Consider the following 19,316-nt stretch of genomic DNA (forward strand, 5'->3'; position numbering starts at 1 on the left):
ATAGTATTTCGGCATGATATGCCAACGGAAGCAACTTTTGCCTATTGAATTAATGATCAAATTTTGCAAAAGTTTAAGCTGCATAAGAATCTAATGATTATGCAGCAGATAAAAGCCAGCGCTGAGGGATGGATATGCTATTTAAAGACTTTGCAAGGGATGTAAATCCGCACCAGGCGTACAGAATAAAAAAACTAAGCCGGCAACTGGAAACTGCAGAAAGCTATGCCGAGTGGAAAAGCACTGCGCTGAAAATTGATGAGGAATCTGGCGCTCAAGAATGGAAGCTGGATAATTGCTCTCCTTATTTTGATGCAGAAATTATTGTGCACCGTTTGGCTTTGCTTAGGCGTTACCGCCAGCAAAAGCGCACTCGCGATCTGATGTATATTTTGAGTGAAGGCTTAACCTACGATATTGCGAATATTGGCCATCCATTGCTCTTTTCCGTGACGCATGTCGGGACAAAAAAAATTATTGAAGACTATGTGTCGGAAGTCAGTGAAGGCTTGGCTTTTATTGCTTCCGAAGACTGTGAATGTTTAACATCAGAAGAAAAAATTGGTTTCTTTGAACAGTGCCAAAAAGCCTTTGGACAGCCTGCCATGATGTTCTCTGGCGGATCAACCCTCGGCCTGTTTCATACAGGCGTCTGTAAGGCGCTGATGGAACAGGATTTAATGCCTAAAGTGCTTTCTGGTTCGAGTGCCGGCGCCATCATGACCGGCATGCTGGGCGTGTCAAAGCCGTCTGAGTTTATGGAAATTTTAAAGGGGCATAATTTTTACAGTGAAGCCTTTCATTTTAGAAAGCTCAGCGATTTGCTGCGCGGCAATGGCGGATTGGCGGATGTAAAATATTTAAAGAATTTTCTCAAAGAAAATTTAGGGGATATGACCTTTGCAGAGGCGAAAAAAACCTCGGGGCTGAATATCAATATTGCGGTTGCGCCCTATGATGCTTCGCAGGATGCGCGCATTATGAACGCATATACTGCGCCGGATTTGCTGGTGTGGAGTGCTGTTCTGGCTTCTTGCGCAGTGCCAATTCTATTTCCGCCAGTTAAGCTGACCAGCAAGCGCTATGATGGTCAATTCACGCCTTATATGGCATCTACCCGCTGGGTGGATGGCAGTGTGCGCAGTGATTTTCCGCAGGAGAAAATGGCGCGCTTATACAACATCAATTATACGATTGCCAGTCAGGTGAATCCGCATATTGTGCCCTTTATGCAAAATGATATTTCCCGCTTCCGCAAAGACATGCTGAGCTGGCCTGAGCGGATTATCCGCCGGCAGGGCAAGGTGATTACTAAAGGGGTGATGGATTTTGCCCGTGAACGTGTAGGCAGTGTGCCGCCGATACGCCGTTTGCTGGATCATGGCTATGGCGTGGTTGATCAGCGTTATTATGGCGATGTGAATATTGTCGGTAAGCAGAGCCTGCGCCATTACAGCTATATGCTGCAAAACCCGCGCCCATATTTATTTAAAGTACTGCAGCGAGAGGGTGAACGGGCGACTTGGCCGAAAATTTCACTGATTGAGACCCATGCGCGGGTTGGAAAAACCATTCAGCATTGTTTAGAGCTGCTGCATTATCAAGAATCACCTGAAAAGCAGCATGCAGAATTTATTGCAGTGTGATCAGGATTTATTGCAGACAGCTGTATACCGCTTAAAAGCCAAAGCCCAGAGTTTGAATTTTGGACGGTACTTGTATCTGCTGCAAAATGCGTCTAACGGCGATCAAGTTAATTCCTCCTGTTTTTGGCTCAAAGGGCAGTCCATGCGGGAAGAGGGCTTTAAGCATGCGCAGCAGGGGTTTTTACAGGAACTGGCGCTGTATCAGCAGTGGTCTCTGCAGCGTCACAGTTTTTTGCTGCCGCATCGTGTTATCTCAGTCAATCAGCTGGATCACCGGCAGTTAATTCAAGCAGGCCATCTGCATCCGCAACTATTGCTATTGCCTCATGCGGAATCGATTTTTAGTCAGGACTCGAACCAGTTCAATTTAAGCCAAATTAAAGCGCTGATGATAGAGGCTGTTAGCGCCTTAGCGCAGTTAACTGAATTAGGGTGGCTGCATGCAGATCTCAAAGCAGCGCATTTTGTCCGCTATCAAGGGCAGGTGAGGCTGCTTGATTTTGAACAGGCCGTGCCGATAGCGTCTGCAAAGCGCCCGGCTATGAACGCAACACCGCGCTATATGGCGCCGGAGTTATTCAACGGGCAGCCCAAAAGTGTGCAAAGTGATCTTTACGCCTTAGGCATTGTGCTGCTGGAATGGCTGACAGCTCAGCGTTTGCAGGCTCATACATATGAAGATTGGGCTGTTTTGCATTGTCAGAGGTTAACAATTGATCTTCCACAGCAATTTATATTTTTCGAACCGATATTGCGAGATATGCTTGCGAAGCAAAAAAAGCAGAGAATGCGTGATTTTTCGCAAATAAAAATGCGCTTAATATCTGAAAATGTTTAAGAAATCTCCAAATTATCTTTTTTGATTTTTATTTAAGCAATCAAAATGCTTTTTTCTAAAAAAGGCTTGTCATGTACAGGTGATCTCTATAATATACACAGCCATTGGGGACGTGGCGAAATTGGTAGACGCACTGGATTTAGGTTCCAGCGCCGCAAGGTGTGAGAGTTCGAGTCTCTCCGTCCCCACCACTTAAAGCTTAGATTCAGGTTTAAGCATTAAGAAAATAGAGGATTGGTGTAATGGTAGCATGACGGTCTCCAAAACCGTTCGTCAAGGTTCGAGTCCTTGATCCTCTGCCAAGCTTTAAAAGACTGACTTTGTGTCAGCACCCTGATGGGGACGTGGCGAAATTGGTAGACGCACTGGATTTAGGTTCCAGCGCCGCAAGGTGTGAGAGTTCGAGTCTCTCCGTCCCCACCATCAAGTATTAAAGCAAGGTTGTTGGCCTTGCTTTTTTATTGCAAGTTTTAAAGCGGTAATATCTTGTTAAAGAAGTCCATTTATATTGTATATAATTGGCGCCCAGTTGGGGACGTGGCGAAATTGGTAGACGCACTGGATTTAGGTTCCAGCGCCGCGAGGTGTGAGAGTTCGAGTCTCTCCGTCCCCACCACTTAAAGCTTAGATTCAGGTTTAAGCATTAAGAAAATAGAGGATTGATGTAATGGTAGCATGACGGTCTCCAAAACCGTTCGTCAAGGTTCGAGTCCTTGATCCTCTGCCAAGCTTTAAAAAGACTGACTTTGTGTCAGCACCCTGATGGGGACGTGGCGAAATTGGTAGACGCACTGGATTTAGGTTCCAGCGCCGCAAGGTGTGAGAGTTCGAGTCTCTCCGTCCCCACCATCAAATATTAAATCATGGGTTTATTATTGATTTAATAGCTGTTTTTTTAAACAGCAATATGTGAAAAAGTCCATTTATCTTGTTATAATTGGCGACCTAAGGGGATATGGCGGAATTGGTAGACGCACTGTGTTCAGGTCGCAGCGCCTTCTGGGCGTGAGAGTTCGAGTCTCTCTATCCCCACCAGAATTTAACTTCATATAGCCTTATATGAAGTATAAAGCCTTAATTCAAAAAGAATTAAGGCTTTTTTTATTGCTTAATTTAATGTTTGAGATTCCGTTGATCAGGCTGAAGTTTAACCGATTTTAATGGTTAAACTTGGGATGAAATAAAAAGAAAACTGATGCATCGGGAGCTGAAGCAAAATTAGATCTTGTTGAATCTATTGAAATACTCTTTCTTAGAGCAAGTGACAGCCGTATAAAACGGGCAATAGGTATTTAAATTTTAGCGGCTATTCAACGTTTACCTTTTTTATCAGCACACATCAGGCTGCAAAGGGCAGGGTAACCAGGCGCTGCCTAATTCAACTTGCAAAAATTCATCATGCTTGGAACAAAGCTTGCGGCCATATGCAAAGATAATCCAAATAAAGCCTTGATCATTCAGCCGGATTGGATGTCTGTATCTGAATAAGTATGGTTCCGGCCGTGGCCACCTGTAGATTCTGCGTACCATTGGCTGCAGGGATCAAACTCAATATTATATTTCTGTGATTAATCAAAGCGCATTAAGGAGTCCCCATTCATTGTTAGGCGCGGGGGATATTTATTTATAAATGATAAAGTTCAATAAACACTGATGATTGGTTTGTACAACAAAGTCAGAGGCAGAGTTTATAGCCTTGTGTTTTATTGCCTGAGGCAAGAAAAGCTGCAGTGCTGTAAAATATAAGCCCTCACAATGGAGGGCCTAGGTTCGAAAAATCCATTTTTCTCGATCAAAAATTGGCAGATGAATTATGCTTTTAAGTGATCCTCAAATTCTTCGCCCAGCTGCATGGCCAAAGCATTGCCGGAGAGGTCACAGGTGACTAAGCCGTATTCTTTTTTAAAACTGAATGAGAAGCCGCGGTTGTCTGCTAAGCTGCGGACGTTATAGCCTAATTTTTCAAGCCAAAGACGAAATGCGATCAGATTTTTTGCTTTAACCACTTTTTTCACGAGAGAACTCCTTATTCATTGATAAATATTTAATAGGGATGGTTAAATATTTTTTAAAGGGCAAAATGGAACTTTTTATAAAATTACATTTTTTTGCTGAATAAATAAACAATAAAATTGGTTAAAATGATAAGGGTTTTAAATTAAATATATAATTTATAATCAATTTTATAGAGTGTAACTAATTATGATTGCATTGATAAAATAAACTTAAATGCAATAAAAAATATATTCTTCAAGGTTATGCTGTATTAAATCTGAATGTAAATCATACAGCTGATCAAAATCAAAACGCGATAAAAGAATAAAGTATGTAGTTAGCGCTAAAATGCGGCCTCTGATTAAGGCATCATTCTTTCAGCATGATGCAGGATTTTTTGCGCTGTATATTTGAGTTTGCAAGTAAAGCCAAACCGAAGAGGGGAAATAGTCATGCGGTCTGAAACCATTGAACAATTCGTTGCCAATCAAATTGACAGAATGACGCAAAATGATCAAGATCCAGCCGCGGTGATGCTGGGCCATGAAGACTGGCTGATTTTTTCTGCTGAATCGAAGGTCGCCTATACGCCATTTGGCAGTGCGCGCCGTTATCAGCCGGCATTGGGCGGGCTGCTTTTGGTCCGTGTGGATGAAATGCATGCAGTTCGTGTGGTGACACAGGCGGAACTGGATGCATTCGCTGAAACAAATCAAATTTTATGATAGAAAAATTCGAGTTTTAGTACTTGGATATTGCTTAAAGCCCGAGTCTTTTTTCTTAGAACTGATCTTTCATTTCTCTTAAGCGCTGAAACTCTTCTGCATTGTCCGCTCGGAGAAAAGGATTGGTTTCAAGTTCTAATTCAATTGTGCTGGGCAGGGTGCACTGTCCCAGCATGCGCAGCGCTTCAACACGATCAAAACGCTCTCTGATGGCCATATTGTGAGGCTCTGCATGCAGTGCAAACTGCGCATTGGACAATGTGTATTCATGCGTGCAATAGACTTTGGTCCGCGGCGGCAGGGCAGCCAGCCGGTTTAATGAGTGGAACATTTGCGGATGGGTTCCTTCAAAGACGCGCCCGCAGCCCATTGCAAACAGTGTATCACCGCAGAACAGTACATCTAAAGCATCAATAAAATACACAATATGCCCTAGGGTATGGCCTGGAACAGCGATAATATCGATCTTTAAGCCGTGAAATTCAAAATGGTCTTCATCTGCCAAGGGGTGAGTGATAAACGGAATTTTAGATAATTCATCCCGCGGGCCATAAACAGGTATATTGCGCTCACTGATCAGCTCCGGCACGCCGCCAACATGGTCTTTGTGCCAGTGTGTCAGCCAAATTTGCGCTAAGTTCAGCTGATGTGCTTGGCAGTATTGTTCAACCAAGCCCGCTTCTGTCGGGTCGATGGCAATAACATCTTGAGAATCTTCATGTTCTAAAAGCCAGATGTAATTTTGAAGCGCATTTTTAACATCTATGCAGTGAATTTTAAAAGACATGGGGCTTACTTCTTAATTTTTTGCATAAATTCAACTTATCATGTAAAGCGCATTGCTAATACTGCAAAAATTGAATATTTGCGGGAGTTAATATTAAAAAATACGGAAACTGTACGGCATCGGCATTTTGCTGAATCCGCTTTATTCTTGATCCGTGTAAACGCTGACGGCATCGCCGATGGTGTAAAAATGCCCGCCAGCCACATGATGCAGGCTTTTCCATTCATTTGCGGCATCCTGATAGTGCCAATGGCCATCCCTGAAAACCCTGTTGTCGGCATAAGCGCCAATGACTTTGCCAATAAATAAATCATGCGTCTGCTGATTATGCGGTTCTGGAATAAGCTCGCATAGAAGCCAGGCGGCGCAGCCCGCGACAACAGGAATATTGAAATGAGGGAATTTAAACAGCTCAGCCCCAGAATGGCGCAGTTTCTCAGGTGCATCTTTGAGGCTGATCATGCCTAAGGCATACACCATTTTCAGCTGTTTGAGCGTGGGAACTTGAAGGGCGAAGTATCCTGAATTTTCAATAATTTCTCGAGTTTTTGTGCTTTTATCCAGCACGACTGTGACTTTAGCGGGGCTGAACTCCAGCGCGCAGGCCCAAGCAGCTGTCATGACATCGGTATGTTCATGATCCTGAGCCGAAACTAGCACTGTTGGCCCATGATTAAGCAGGCGGTATGATTTTTCTAATTCAACGGGAAGAAGATGTGTAAGCATGCAGTGAACCTGAAATCTAAATGGATTTAATAAACTGAGGGAACGCTGATTGAAGCTTAAACCATCAAGCAGGGACTGCAAAGCTTGTAATTCTGCACTGCGCATAAACATGAAGCTGACGAAGATATCATCAAGAGGCGGGTCATAAACACAAAATAGCTGTGGCCGGCTGAATGTGTGCCCTTGGGCAACGTTGAGCTGAAAGCGTATAATAGAGCTAGAAATTTAAAGGAAAGCTCATGAATACACCAATAATGCTGAATATCGCAGTATTTATTGCACTCTTGTTGTTGCTTGCGCAGATGCATAAAACCCAATGGAGCCTGTCAAAGAAAGTTTTTGCCGGTTTAGGGCTAGGTGTGATTTTTGGTTTAGGACTGCATGCCGTTTACAGCAGTTCGCCTGATATTTTAAAAGACTCGATACAGTGGTTCAATATTGTCGGCAATGGTTATGTCAAGCTGCTGCAGATGGTGGTGATGCCGCTGGTGTTTATTTCCATTTTAGGGGCGGTTATTAGGCTGCATGATGCCAGCTCATTAGGCAAAATCAGTATTTTAAGTATCGGCACACTGCTGCTGACTACTTTTATTGCCGCTTTTGTCGGGGTGATGGTAACCAACTTATTTGGCTTAAGCGCTGCCGGTTTGGTGCAGGGCACTCAAGAAACCGCACGTTTAAACCAGCTGAACACGGAATATATTTCAAAAGTTGCAGATTTAAGCGTGCCGGATTTGGTGCTGTCATTTATTCCAAGCAATCCTTTTGCTGAACTGACAGGCGCGAACCCGACATCCATCATCAGTGTGGTGATTTTTGCGGTGATGCTGGGGATAGCAGGGATTAAGCTCATCAATGAAGAACCTGAAAAAGGGCGCCGTGTATTAACTGCCATTGAAACGCTGCAAGGCTGGGTGATGAAGCTGGTGCGGATTGTCATGCTGCTAACGCCATATGGTGTATTTGCTTTAATTACCAAAGTGGTCGCCAGTTCAAATTTGGCGGATATTCTGAATCTTGGCGGGTTCTTGGTCGCGTCTTATATTGGCCTTGCTATTATGTTTGCGGTGCATGCGGTTATTTTGGCGCTTACAGGCATGAATCCTTTTAAATTCTTTAAAAAAGTCATGCCGGTTTTGGCCTTTGCTTTTACCAGCCGTTCCAGTGCAGCCAGCATCCCCTTAAATATTGAAGCGCAAACCCGCCGTATTGGCGTGCCAGAGTCAATCGCCAGCTTTTCTGCGTCATTTGGCACCACCATTGGTCAAAATGGCTGCGCAGGGCTGTATCCAGCGATGCTGGCCGTGATGGTCGCGCCGACGGTTGGCATCAATCCTTTAGACCCATTATGGATACTGACTTTAATCTGTGTGGTGACACTCAGTTCAATTGGTGTTGCAGGTGTGGGCGGCGGAGCGACTTTTGCGGCTTTAATTGTCCTGCCCATCATGGGCTTGCCAGTGACTTTGGTGGCGCTGCTGATTTCGATTGAGCCTTTGATTGATATGGGGCGGACTGCGCTGAATGTCAGCGGGTCGATGACGGCAGGCACAGTGACCAGCCAGCTGCTGGGGCAAACGAATAAAACAATTTTCAATCAAGAAGATGTAGATTTAACACACGTTTAAAGACACAATCTGACTATAAGGTTAAATTTAAAAGCCAATGCATTCGTGTTGGCTTTTTTACATACATATCAAAGATGATGAAAAATCAGTGATCAATCAGGGAAAAGCACAGATGAAAATGTATCAGGTCGATGCATTCACCAAGCAGCTGTTTAAAGGCAATCCAGCAGCGGTAATTGTATTGGATCATTGGCTGGATGAAGCAGCCATGCAGAATATTGCTTTGGAAAATAACCTCTCTGAAACAGCATTTGTGAAAATGCTGGATTCGTTGAATTATGAAATCCGCTGGTTCACCCCCACGACAGAAGTCGATTTTTGCGGGCATGCGACATTGGCCAGCAGCCATGTCATTTTTAAAGATTTTACCGATGCTCAAACGATTCAGTTTCACGTTAAAAAATTGGGCATCTTTACTGTAGAGCAGGCAGATGACGGCCAAATTCAGATGAATTTCCCCATGCGCCGGGCGCAGGCAGTAACGGAATATCCCGATCTTTTAAGGCAAGCTTTGACTAAACCCTTTAAGCAAGTGTATTTGAATGCCCAAGCTTATATTGTGGAATATGAAAGTGTTCAGGATGTTTTGGATGAGCAGCCTGATTTTGAATTGCTGAAACAGTTAGGCCGCATCCGTACAGCCATTACCGCTTCAGATGGCGATGTTTGTGTGGATGTTGCAATTACATCGGGCAATCAGCAGTATGATTGTGTATCCCGCTATTTTGCTCCTGGCAACGGCATTAATGAAGACCCAGTGACCGGTTCTATTCATACAGGGATTGTCCCGATTTGGGCCGATAAACTGGGTAAAAAAGAACTTACTGCGTATCAGGCTTCGGCGCGGGGCGGTGAGCTGTATTGCCGCATTTTGGAAAATGACCGTATCGAAATTTCGGGCTATGCCAAGCTGTACATGCAGGCAGAAATTTTTACAGATTACTAGCTTTCGCTAAAGCTTAAGCAGGCATCCAATTTTGCTTGATAGCTTGATAGCTTGATAGCTTGATAGCTTGATAGCTTGATAGCTTGATAGCTTGATAGCTTGATAGCTTGATAGCTTGATAGCTTGATAGCTTGATAGCTTGATAGCTTGATGTGTGCTGGATTCATCTGGCAAATGTATTAAAAATACGGCAGATTTAAAAAAATCCTGTATATAATGAGAATCATTCTCTAAAATAAACAGCATTACAAATTAATAGACTTGATTGGAAAGATTTTATCCATGCGTTTTAAACAGCTTACTCTCTCACTTTTTTTTCTTGGCTGCAGCTCAGCAATTTTTGCGCAGCCTGTTTTGGTTAAAACCGAACAGGATATTGAAGAATATAAATTAGACAACGGTTTTCGTATTATTCTGGCACAGAATAATAAAGAAAATAAAATTTTTATGAACACGGTTTATAAGACTGGTTCATTGAATGATCCGCAAGGCAAAGGCGGCTTGGCGCATTTGCTGGAGCATTTGGCTTTTAAGGGCACGCAGAATGTCAAAGGCGATGAGTTTCAGCGCAGACTGGATCAGTACACCTTAATGACTAATGCCAGCACAGACTATTATTCGACGAAATATACCAATATTGTGCGCCCAGAACAGGCGGCTTTGAATGAAGTGATTCATCTTGAAGCGGAGCGCATGGATAAACTGGTGCTGCAGGAAAAATATGTTCCGTCTGAAATTTCGATTGTGAAGCGGGAACGTGAAGTGCGTTTAGACCAGCCTTTTGCCGTGTTGATGGATCAGGTGTTTAAAAGCGCATATGGCAATCAGCACTTGGGCCGTTTGCCCATCGGCGATCTGAAAGAACTGCAGTCTATTAACATGCAGGAGCTGAATCAGTTCTACCGTGCGTGGTATGTGCCAAATAATGCGGTCATGGTGCTTTCCGGCAAGTTTGATAAAGCTGCAGTGCTGAAGCAAATTGATGCGCAATTCAGCCCAATCGCATCACGCGCTGTGCCTGCGCAAGCGGTTGTGCCTAAACTGGATGGCAGCAAGATCAAACAGCGCCAGTTCAGTGTGCAAAAAGGCAGTGATTTTGCCAAATTCAATATTTATCTGAATGGCGCAGATCAGGCCATTGTGCCTGCGCTGTCAGTATCCCCCGCGCTTTATACGCTGCAGCCCAGCGGCCATCTATATCAAAGTATCGTAGAAACTGGTTTAGCGACAGGTGTTGCGGCATCAACGTGGCTGGATAAGGATTTTAACTTAGTCTTTTTAGGCGCTGTGTATGCGCCCAATCATGATGCCGCCAAAGTTCAGGCCCAGTTGAATCAAGGGGTAGAGCAGAGCAAAGCCTTTGATGAGACAGAGCTGAATCGGGTAAAAAGCATGACCCGAAATCAGGCCGACAGCATTAAAAATAATGCAGCGGCATTAGGTTCCCGCCTCAGTGATTATTATGCGGCGTATAATGGCGACTGGACGCGTTATTTTAAAGATTTAGAGGATATTCAAAAGCTGACGCCAGCCGAGGTGAATCAAACTTATAAAGCCTTTTTAAAGCCTGAATACCGTATTAGCGGGAATATTCTGCCGACACCGGAAGATCAGAAAAAGGCAATGGAGCAGAAAAAAGCTCAGCCCGCTAAAACACTGGGTCAGCAGGATGCTGCAGAAGAGCCGCTGAAAGATGCCAGTGCTTATAAAGAGGAAGTGAAGCAATATGTTCAGCAGTCAAAAACATACCTAGAGCAGAAAGAAAAACAGATTCAGCGCGGCAAGCTTAAAAATGGCATTCAATATGCGCTGTACCCGACAACGACGCGTGACGACAAAACCTATGCCTCGATTGCTTTGGATTTTGGCACGGCAGAGTCGCTGATGAATAAAGATGTGACTTTGGATTTGACCGCTTATTTGCTGTTCCGCGCATCGGAAGGCAAGAGCTTGCAGCAGATTGCGGACAAGATTATTGAATCAGGCGGTTCAGCCAGTGTCAGCGCCAGCGGCAATGGTTTCACTATTCAAATTTCTGCCAAAAAAGACAAATTTGAAGAATTCTTTAAATATTTCTTAGAGGCGGTGAAGACTCCTGTTTTTGAGCAGGCGCAGTTTGACTTGATTAAGTCACAAAGCTTGTCTAGCTTAGACCGTCCCTATACAGAGCCCGATACGGTCGCTGCTTTAAACATGGCGCGTTTAATTGAAACGCATCAGCCGGGTGATTTGCGCTACCACTTTGAGCCGGAACTGGTGAAAAAGCAGTATCAGGCGGCGACACGCGAGCAGGTGCAGCAGCTGTATCAGCAATTCTTTAAAACCAATCATGGTCAAATTGCCATTACAGGTGACTTTGATGCCAAAAAGATTCAAAAGTTATTGAAGTCTGAATTTGGCAGCTGGACTACAGCGGAACCTTATGAGCGCCTAAGTGACGACTATACCGCCTATAGCGCGCAGAAAGTGCATGCGCTGTCAGAGCAGCGCGAGTTCGGCAGCTATCAAGCTCTGCTAACCGTTCCTGTCGGCAGTGATCATGCAGACATGCCTGCACTGCAAGTTTTCCGGCACATTTTAGGCGATTCGCAGCTATCGTCACGGCTGGCGCAGGAGCTGCGCGAGAAAAACGCGCTGGTTTACGGCTTTGGCGCAAATATGAACTTTGACAGCTGGACAGATTCCGGCGCCTTAATGATCAGCGCAAATTATACGGCTGGAAAATCAGCGCAAGTTTCACAGACGGTGCATAAAGTGCTGCAGGCTTTATTGGACAAGGGTGTGACGGAGCAGGAGCTGGAGTCTGCAAAAGCGTCTATGCTGAAAAAGCGCGTGACTGCTTTGGAAGATGAACGCCGTATTCACAGCATGCTGATTCCTCAGCTTGAAAAAGGGCGTGATTTGCTTGACCGCGAAAAGCGTGATCAAGACATTGCGAAATTAACCAAGGCAGATGTTGATGCTGCGATTAAAAAATACATCCGTCTAGATCAGCTGGTCGAGGTGATGGCGGATCAGTACGGTAAAGCGCAAACGCCCAATAAAAAATAATTGCATGCGATGTTAACTGCATTCAGTAAAAAAACTCCCAGAGCTTGACGCTCTGGGAGTTTTTTTACTTCTGCTGCTGAAGTTTCTGTTTTATAGCTTGTGCATTTGAAGCGGCAGTCAGCCTGCCGAAAATTACATACGGTAAAACTGTTTGGCATTATGTCTAAAAACGTGTGAAAGCGCATCTGGATCATAAGCTGCAACGGCATCACTGAATGCATCGATAATATTCACCAGTGACGTGCTGACACTGTCCATAGGAAAATTGGACGCAAAAATGACACGGTATTTGCCAAAGCAGCTCAGCACATGATGAATCATCGGATATGCCAAATCAAAAACTTCATCTTTGCTGGCTAAACGGCGTTCTTTATGAAAACCGTGGCCTAATACCGGCATAAATAAGCCGGACATTTTAGTGTAGACATTGGGACAGCGTGACAGTTCAGCGATATCATCCTGCCAGCGGAATAAAATATTTTCCCGAGCTGTTTGGGTGATGCCTGTATGCGCGCCGACAGGGCCAAACAGGCCGGCAGGTGTGCCAAAGTGATCTAATACAATCGATGTTTCAGGAAACGCTTTAGCCAGTTTGATTAAATCTGGCAGCTGGGTGGAATAGACCCATGCGTCAAAGCTTAAATCCAGAGCCGCCAGTGCTTCAAAACCCTTCATGAATTTTTTATTGCTATACAAATGCGGCTCATCAGCCCAAGCATGAATCTGACGGTCTTCATGCGCAGCCGCCATTTTGCGTATGCCGCGGAATTTTGGCGACGCTTTTTGATGCAATTTTAAAATTTTCTTAAAGCTGCTGTCTCTCGGGTCTGCTGTGCCGACAATTGCGCCAAGCTTCAAGCCTTCCTGTGCAAAAGGCAGCTTAGAGATAAACTCAGTTTCGCCAATGACGCCTTTGCCCTTATGGTCATGCCAGCTGGCTTCAACATGCACAACTTGCTCTACCGCATAGCGGCCAAGATCCGCTTTATAATCGGAAGGTAAATAGGGGGAGGTGACATGCTGGGTCAGTCCGAGAGTTTCTATCAGATCTTTTGGTTTCACCATGCGCATCATTTTGTCCAGCAGCTTGGGGTGCTTGCCCAGCAGTTTTATCGCGGTGGCCGCCGCATGCGGTGTGCTGTAGGGGTCCCATTGGTGAATGTGCGCATCAATGATGCCAAAATCGAGCTGCTGCATGGCGTTCCCTAATGTGCAGTATTGTGGTGTTGAACAAAACTTTTATCATAAAAAAGCAGCGGATCTGCAAAAAAGATGACAAAACGCTGCGTATTTGAAGGCAGTGAATGATATTCAATCAAAACAATAAAAGCCCCGAAGGGCTTTTAAATGCGTTTGCATGCATTCAGCAGCACTGAATGACTTGGTCAAAACTCAAGGCGTTCAGTGCTTATGATCGTGATCATGCTTGTTGGCATGAAATTCTTCATTATGGCGGAAGCGCAAATAGTTTTCGAACTGTTCACAGTATTCATCGTAGTTGTCTTCCAGCATCATTTGGAATTGCTGCAAGATGTATGACATGACTTGATCTTTGGCATCGCGCATTTCATTGCCATCTTTGAAGTTGTTGGCTGCTACCCAAGTGTTGAAACGGGCTGTGCCAAACAGCATAGCAGCGCTGATTTGCGCGCGTTTTTCAGCAGGCTTTTCTTGGCTGCCTTTTTCTACACGGCTAAATTCATTTGCAAGTTTAATAAATTCATCAGCACGTTCAAAGAAAGCCGCATTTAACGCTTCTTCTTCAGTTACATCGGTCGCATCAATCTTTTGAACCATGAATTTTTCCTGACATCTAAAATCTTAAAGGTTAATTATAGGCAAAGCCTTGCAGAAACAAAACCATTGACTTAATCTAAAAATAGCCTAAGCAAATTGGAAACCGCCATGCAAGATGCAATTGCAGTACAAAGTTTAAAAAGCGACATTGCGTTATTGCGTCAAAATATCTGGCCGCCGGCAAATTTAGCCAATGTTGAAGGCTTGCCCATTTACTATGGCAGCAAAGAACAAGTTGATGAATATTATCAGCAATGGGAAGGGCTGATAGAGCGGGCGCAAGCGCTGTTTCAGCCTTTTATGGAAGATGAAGCGATCGACGCCATTCATTTGCCGAGCCATTTAAATTTACCGTTATTTTATTTTCATGTAGACCGTATCCGGATTAATAAAACCCGCGCCAAAGAGTCAAAAACGTTTCGCGGCATTGCAAGCTTAGTGGAAAAATGCGGGCAGTTTGAGCCTCAGGAAATTTCCGCCATGCATCACTGGCTGGACGCAGATGATACAGCGGCCTTGGTTGCGCACCGTGAATTTATCGACTTGCGCACTTATGTTTTTCAGTTTGGGCAGAGCGAATATACCCGCACACGGTTTTATGTGAATGGCATTGTGCTGAGTGTCGAAAATGATTTCCAGCTGGTCGATGCTCGGGATAAACCGCGCAAGCAGCGTAATGACAGTTATAGCGATCCCTTGGCCGACAATCATACTTGGAAAGTTTTTGGCAAATACCGTTAATCATTAATTCATTTCAGATGTGCATGAGTGAGAGTGAATAGCGTAAATGAAGCCGGCCTGATGTTTCGGATTTATTCGGAAAATGCATCTGCACATTTACCAAAAGGGCTGCGCTTGGTTAAAGCGTTTCAAACTTTTAACAATATGCTTTTCAAGCTGCTGTTTTTCAGCTGTGATCCAGCCGAGAACAAACCATGCTTCAGGCTGCTGCTGTGTATTTTTTTCAAATAATGAATACGCGACAGACAAGTCATTAAAGCGTCCTAAGTTATCCTGCAATGGTTTAAGGGCCTTTAAATAGGTTTTCACCTTGGTTTTGGAATAGAGTGAGGATGCAAACTCCACACTATAACGCAGTGTTTTTACCCGTTTGCGCAACCGGTGTTTTTCTGCATCCTGCATGTGCGCAAATTGCGTTTGCGCACGGCAAATATGCGCATGCATTTTATGGAGCCGTTTGTTCAGCGGTTTTTTGAGTTTTGGACTTTTCTGAGGCGGTGAATAGGCAAATTCAATCAGCTCCAGTAAAAGCAGCGTTGTTGCTGGTGTTTGAAATATATCAGGGATATTTACAGTTTCAGTTTCTTGAAGCAGCGGCAATTGCACAATCGGTGAACCAGCGGCAATTAACTGGGGCATGAAGCTTTCAGACAAGGCATCACGGTCGCGGGTAGTGCCAAACTGCCGAAACAAATCAGCCAGCTTTTGCTGCCAAAGGGCCGCTTTAGATACCGCAGGCGATTCAAAAGCAAAGGTTTTCAGCGCGCTGCGCAGGCGCCGTATGGCAACGCGGGTTTGATGCACATGCTCTGAACTGAATTGACCTGAAGCGATTGCGCTGGAATTTGGCAGCAGGTGTTCCAGGCAATTGGCGGTGATTTTCTTCAGGGCTGTATCGCAGTCATCTGCTGCATTCAGTTTAAGGGCAGATTGATACTGAACTAGCGCTGCTGAACACGACTGCTGCAGCATTTGCCCTTTAAGCGCTTTACTGCTGCTGTCCAGCCAGACGTGATATTTTTTGATCCACGGCAGAATAGCTTGAATCAAATCGCGTATATTGCCTTGCTTGAGTTCAAATTCGATTTCATGAATCTGAAGGGCGTGATCATTGGCTGTGATTTGGCCTTGGTCAAAAGCAATTTCAATTTCACTGCCATTGAATGGCTGCAGGATCTGCTGACGCTGAATTTGTGTTTCAAATTGAACAGATAATGGTGATTGCAGGGCAGGCAAAAGTACGGCTTGCAGGCTCTTTTCCTGAAGATAGGGCTCTAAGCCGATTGAATTGGATTCATGCGGATTCAGTTCGGTTTCAATTTCAATCCGTTCGATATTATTTTTAGGCGCTTTCAAGGTCTGCAGCCATTTTTCATTTTCTAGGCGCTGGCGCAATGAAATCTGGTGCTGCTGTAAATATAAATCTGCAGTATCAAAATATTTGGCATGCAGCTGCAGGCGCTCAGGATTCTGCTGCTGCACATAGCGGCTTAAGGCTTTCAGTTTAGCCTGAGGAATTTGGAATTTAAGTTCAATCTCGGACATTGCAAAACAACCTTTCCCAGTAAGTTAAAAGCAGCATTACATCTTGAGTATTGACTATAAAACAAAGCGGTTGAAAAATATACAAATTGATGCAATGCGGGTGTGCGGTAGCCCGCATTGCATCTGGACGGTTCTTTCAGCCGAAGCTATTTCATAAATTTACGGCTCACCAAAAATTGTTCTGTCGCTTCTAACAGTTTTTGCGCATAAACTTCCTGCTTTGCCGTCAGCCAGCCCAATACAAACCAGTCGCTGGCTTCCAGCTCAGTTTGCTGGATATAGGCTGCTGATGAGGCTAAAACCTGATATTCCTTGGCAGCCAATTGCGCATCATTCAAGGCCTTGCTGTATTTTTGCAGATTTTTGACATCATAAATGGATGTCAAAATCGGAAAGCTGAATTTCAGCTCCTTAATTTTGGCTGCCAGCACATCCAAACTCTCAAAATTGGCAATATCTGCATCATTTAAACTGTCTTGCAGCGCTTTATATTGGCTTTGCAGGGTGTTTTGCGCAAACCATTTTAAATCATGCTGCTGCGGCTGGTCTTGCGGATTTAAACTGAACATCAGCAGTTCTAAATAGTGATGCACATTCAGTGTCGACTTGACCAAGTTATGCAGTTTTTCTTGAGCATATAAAATATCTTTGGCTAAATTTTCAGAGGTGGTCCGGTTCTGTAAAAAAGCGCCCAGCGTATTTTGCATATGTTCGAAATGATGCAATTGCTCGAACTGCTGTTCAAATGCTTCCAGCTGATATCCCCATTTATCGGAGATATCGCTGTTCCAGTCTTTCAGCAATGAAATAGTCAGCTGCAAATGCTGCAGCGCCAGTTGCGCTTCTGCAACATGTTCTTGCGCAGCTGTTTGCGCGGACATTGCTGCAATATTTGGCAATAAGTGCTGCAGCTGCTGGCCAACCAGCTGCCGTAAGTTTTTATTGGCCGCTTCTTTTTTGCTCAGTACAAATTCTTTAGCCTTTGTAGCAGGGCTGGCTGCCTGATGCATCACTAATAAATTGCCAAGCTCGGCTTTGCTGCGCACATCCAGCCACAGCTGATATTTTTTAACCCATTCAAAACTAAACGCCAATAAAGACTGAATAGATCCGCTTTTCAGTTCAAACTCAATTTCATGCACTTCCTGTTCCGCGTGCCCGGTACGGATGCAACCGATATCTAAGCTGACTTCAATTTCTGCATCTTGATACTGAATAACCCGTAAAGTACGGGCGATATCGGTTTCAAATTGCAGGGTGAGCTGATCCTGCTGATTGCCTAAAGCATTCTGCAGTACCGCTTGAGCCTCGGCGTGCTGTGCATAAACTGCCAGATTCAGTTCGGGGGCTTGTTCTGATTCACCCAGATCTACATTATGTTCAAAGCGTTCAATGTGGCTTTTGCCGGCTGCTTTTAAAGTTTGAATCCAGCGGCTGCCTTCCAAGCGTTGACGCAGAGCGGCATGTTTTTGAGCCATTAATCGGTCAGGCGTATCGTAATATTTAGCTTTCAGTTGAATCTGCTGTGATTTTTTTGGATCAAGCGCCTTCAGCAACGCGGTGCGGCGCGCTTCGGGAATTTGAAATTTCAATTCAACCTCAACCATGTTTATGTCCTAATTGATAAGATCTATGTCGGCAATTTAATCGGCGCAGCGCTTTGAGCACTTGATCAAATGCCTGCAGCAATATGCATATGTCATTTTTTAGCTTTTGATTTTAACCAAAAACAAAATGCATGTAAGACTTGACGCGGTGCTAAAGTGCTTAATTGAACAGAGATTAGCACCAATTTTCTGAAAAACACGCAAGCATAGGGCAATGAAACAGCCATGCAATAAATATTTGCGCTCCAGCTGTACTGGCTTTCCATTGCTTGAAATTTGCGCTATGGTGATTGAAAATCATCAGGAAGATGCGAAAAATGAATGTCCAAGCGCCAGTTTCAATTGAGCCCTCATCAGAACCGTATTTTGAATTGCCAATCCGCAACTATTCAGATTTTTACCGTTTTTATCTCTCCGAGCACCGCAATATTATGAGCAGGCGCTTGCATGTGGCTGGCAGCACGATTGGGCTGTATTTTTTTTCCAAGGCTGTACGCCAGCGCAAAGCTAAATATTTTGTTTATGGCTTGGTTTCAGGCTATGCCTGTGCATGGATAGGGCATTTTGTATTTGAAAAGAATAAGCCTGCCAGTTTTAAACAGCCAATCTACAGCTTTATATCTGACTGGCGCATGCTTGCAGATGTGCTTTGCGGCAATTTGAGTTTGGCAGACCGCAGTCGAGATAAAATTGAAAGCTGAATTTCAACTACCTAAGCGGGCAGCCATGGAGAAATTCATGGCGGATTCTGTATGACGGTTATAATTATGCAGAGTTTGCAGACATCTGATTAAAAAATGTGCATATATTTATTGCTGAATCAATAACTTGAATTTTGTTCAGATTTTAATATTGCATTTTTTAAGTAATTGTTCTAATAATATTAAGATTGATATTTGAAAAAGATGAACAGCATTTGCAAGATCAATGCTTTCCAAGCCTAGAGCGACCTTTCTCTAGGCTTTTTTTATTATAAGGTTTTGGTTTTTTTAAGAAGTTTTGATTTTCTGGAAATAGGGTAGGCCTTTTAATGATTTACGCTCCCCATGCGTTTATCTTAAATCATTAAAAGGCCTAATCTTGCGCGGTGTGATTTATAATTATTAAGTTTATTTTTTTATCGCTATATCTGTCATTTTACAATTAACCCAAAGCAAGGCTATCCCCAGAATTTGGTATTTTTCACTTTAAAATTGGCATTACATAACTTTCTGGCCGTAATTTTATTTGTTCAGCATTGTCTGCAGCGGGTTTAAACAATATTTCACATGAGAACTGCTTAAT

The 19,316-nt window shown here is 44.0% G+C and carries 15 protein-coding genes and 7 tRNA genes; 15 read left to right on the forward strand and 7 right to left on the reverse strand.

Annotation, left to right across the window (positions count from 1 at the left end; all coding sequences use genetic code 11):
* The first annotated feature begins 134 nt into the window (after positions 1–134).
* The 9 genes from JZ784_RS03660 (at position 135) to JZ784_RS03700 (ending at position 3,519) form a co-directional block, all read left to right on the forward strand.
* Positions 135–1,646, forward strand: coding sequence for a DUF3336 domain-containing protein (locus tag JZ784_RS03660; RefSeq protein ID WP_346314250.1), 1,512 nt, complete (start codon positions 135–137; stop codon positions 1,644–1,646).
* The gene (locus JZ784_RS03665; RefSeq protein WP_346313848.1) at positions 1,624–2,484 is read left to right on the forward strand and encodes a protein kinase; all 861 of its coding nucleotides are present in this window, start codon (positions 1,624–1,626) and stop codon (positions 2,482–2,484) included. The genes JZ784_RS03660 and JZ784_RS03665 overlap by 23 nt, the downstream gene beginning before the upstream one ends.
* 106 nt (positions 2,485–2,590) lie before the next feature.
* Positions 2,591–2,675: transfer RNA gene (locus JZ784_RS03670), tRNA-Leu, on the forward strand.
* A 37-nt stretch (positions 2,676–2,712) separates the two neighbouring features.
* A tRNA-Trp gene (locus tag JZ784_RS03675) sits at positions 2,713–2,786 on the forward strand.
* 36 nt (positions 2,787–2,822) lie between these two features.
* Positions 2,823–2,907: transfer RNA gene (locus JZ784_RS03680), tRNA-Leu, on the forward strand.
* Positions 2,908–3,015: 108 nt separating this feature from the next.
* Positions 3,016–3,100: transfer RNA gene (locus JZ784_RS03685), tRNA-Leu, on the forward strand.
* A gap of 37 nt (positions 3,101–3,137) precedes the next feature.
* Positions 3,138–3,211: transfer RNA gene (locus JZ784_RS03690), tRNA-Trp, on the forward strand.
* Between the two features lie 37 nt (positions 3,212–3,248).
* A tRNA-Leu gene (locus JZ784_RS03695) sits at positions 3,249–3,333 on the forward strand.
* Positions 3,334–3,433: 100 nt separating this feature from the next.
* Positions 3,434–3,519: transfer RNA gene (locus JZ784_RS03700), tRNA-Leu, on the forward strand.
* 776 nt (positions 3,520–4,295) lie between these two features.
* Here the strand turns inward: JZ784_RS03700 and JZ784_RS03705 are convergent.
* Positions 4,296–4,499, reverse strand: coding sequence for a hypothetical protein (locus JZ784_RS03705; protein WP_005010578.1), 204 nt, complete (start codon positions 4,497–4,499; stop codon positions 4,296–4,298).
* A 432-nt stretch (positions 4,500–4,931) separates the two neighbouring features.
* Between JZ784_RS03705 and JZ784_RS03710 the strand changes: the two genes are divergently transcribed.
* On the forward strand, positions 4,932–5,204 hold the full coding sequence (locus JZ784_RS03710; protein ID WP_346313849.1) for a hypothetical protein: 273 nt from the start codon (positions 4,932–4,934) through the stop codon (positions 5,202–5,204).
* Between the two features lie 55 nt (positions 5,205–5,259).
* Here JZ784_RS03710 and gloB read toward each other — a convergent pair whose 3' ends face one another.
* Positions 5,260–5,991, reverse strand: a complete 732-nt coding sequence (gene gloB / locus JZ784_RS03715; RefSeq protein ID WP_346313850.1) for a hydroxyacylglutathione hydrolase — start codon at positions 5,989–5,991, stop codon at positions 5,260–5,262.
* A gap of 141 nt (positions 5,992–6,132) precedes the next feature.
* Positions 6,133–6,717, reverse strand: coding sequence for a flavin reductase family protein (locus JZ784_RS03720; protein WP_346313851.1), 585 nt, complete (start codon positions 6,715–6,717; stop codon positions 6,133–6,135).
* 239 nt (positions 6,718–6,956) lie between these two features.
* On the opposite strand from JZ784_RS03720, the gene JZ784_RS03725 reads away from it, so the two are divergent.
* The 3 genes from JZ784_RS03725 to JZ784_RS03735 all read left to right on the forward strand — a co-directional run bounded on the left by JZ784_RS03725 (position 6,957) and on the right by JZ784_RS03735 (position 12,342).
* Positions 6,957–8,345 (forward strand): L-cystine transporter, encoded by a 1,389-nt coding sequence (locus JZ784_RS03725; protein ID WP_346313852.1) that lies wholly within the window; start codon positions 6,957–6,959, stop codon positions 8,343–8,345.
* Between the two features lie 112 nt (positions 8,346–8,457).
* Positions 8,458–9,291, forward strand: coding sequence for a PhzF family phenazine biosynthesis protein (locus tag JZ784_RS03730; RefSeq protein WP_346313853.1), 834 nt, complete (start codon positions 8,458–8,460; stop codon positions 9,289–9,291).
* Between the two features lie 282 nt (positions 9,292–9,573).
* Positions 9,574–12,342, forward strand: coding sequence for a pitrilysin family protein (locus tag JZ784_RS03735; RefSeq protein WP_346313854.1), 2,769 nt, complete (start codon positions 9,574–9,576; stop codon positions 12,340–12,342).
* A 132-nt stretch (positions 12,343–12,474) separates the two neighbouring features.
* Here JZ784_RS03735 and JZ784_RS03740 read toward each other — a convergent pair whose 3' ends face one another.
* Together JZ784_RS03740 and JZ784_RS03745 are read right to left on the reverse strand one after the other, a co-directional pair.
* On the reverse strand, positions 12,475–13,539 hold the full coding sequence (locus JZ784_RS03740) for an amidohydrolase family protein (protein WP_346313855.1): 1,065 nt from the start codon (positions 13,537–13,539) through the stop codon (positions 12,475–12,477).
* Between the two features lie 204 nt (positions 13,540–13,743).
* Positions 13,744–14,139 (reverse strand): DUF3144 domain-containing protein, encoded by a 396-nt coding sequence (locus tag JZ784_RS03745; protein ID WP_005010560.1) that lies wholly within the window; start codon positions 14,137–14,139, stop codon positions 13,744–13,746.
* 108 nt (positions 14,140–14,247) lie between these two features.
* Here JZ784_RS03745 and JZ784_RS03750 point away from each other — a divergent pair, with 108 nt between their 5' ends.
* Positions 14,248–14,880, forward strand: a complete 633-nt coding sequence (locus JZ784_RS03750) for a hypothetical protein (RefSeq protein WP_346313856.1) — start codon at positions 14,248–14,250, stop codon at positions 14,878–14,880.
* Between the two features lie 96 nt (positions 14,881–14,976).
* On the opposite strand, the gene JZ784_RS03755 is transcribed toward JZ784_RS03750, so the two are convergent.
* Positions 14,977–16,425, reverse strand: a complete 1,449-nt coding sequence (locus JZ784_RS03755) for a CYTH and CHAD domain-containing protein (protein ID WP_346313857.1) — start codon at positions 16,423–16,425, stop codon at positions 14,977–14,979.
* Positions 16,426–16,571: 146 nt separating this feature from the next.
* Positions 16,572–18,032, reverse strand: coding sequence for a CYTH domain-containing protein (locus JZ784_RS03760; RefSeq protein WP_346313858.1), 1,461 nt, complete (start codon positions 18,030–18,032; stop codon positions 16,572–16,574).
* Positions 18,033–18,349: 317 nt separating this feature from the next.
* On the opposite strand from JZ784_RS03760, the gene JZ784_RS03765 reads away from it, so the two are divergent.
* Positions 18,350–18,733, forward strand: coding sequence for a DUF962 domain-containing protein (locus tag JZ784_RS03765; RefSeq protein ID WP_346313859.1), 384 nt, complete (start codon positions 18,350–18,352; stop codon positions 18,731–18,733).
* The last annotated feature ends 583 nt before the right edge of the window (positions 18,734–19,316 follow it).

Source organism: Acinetobacter sp. CWB-B33, from assembly GCF_039655955.1.
Lineage (GTDB): Bacteria > Pseudomonadota > Gammaproteobacteria > Pseudomonadales > Moraxellaceae > Acinetobacter > Acinetobacter bouvetii.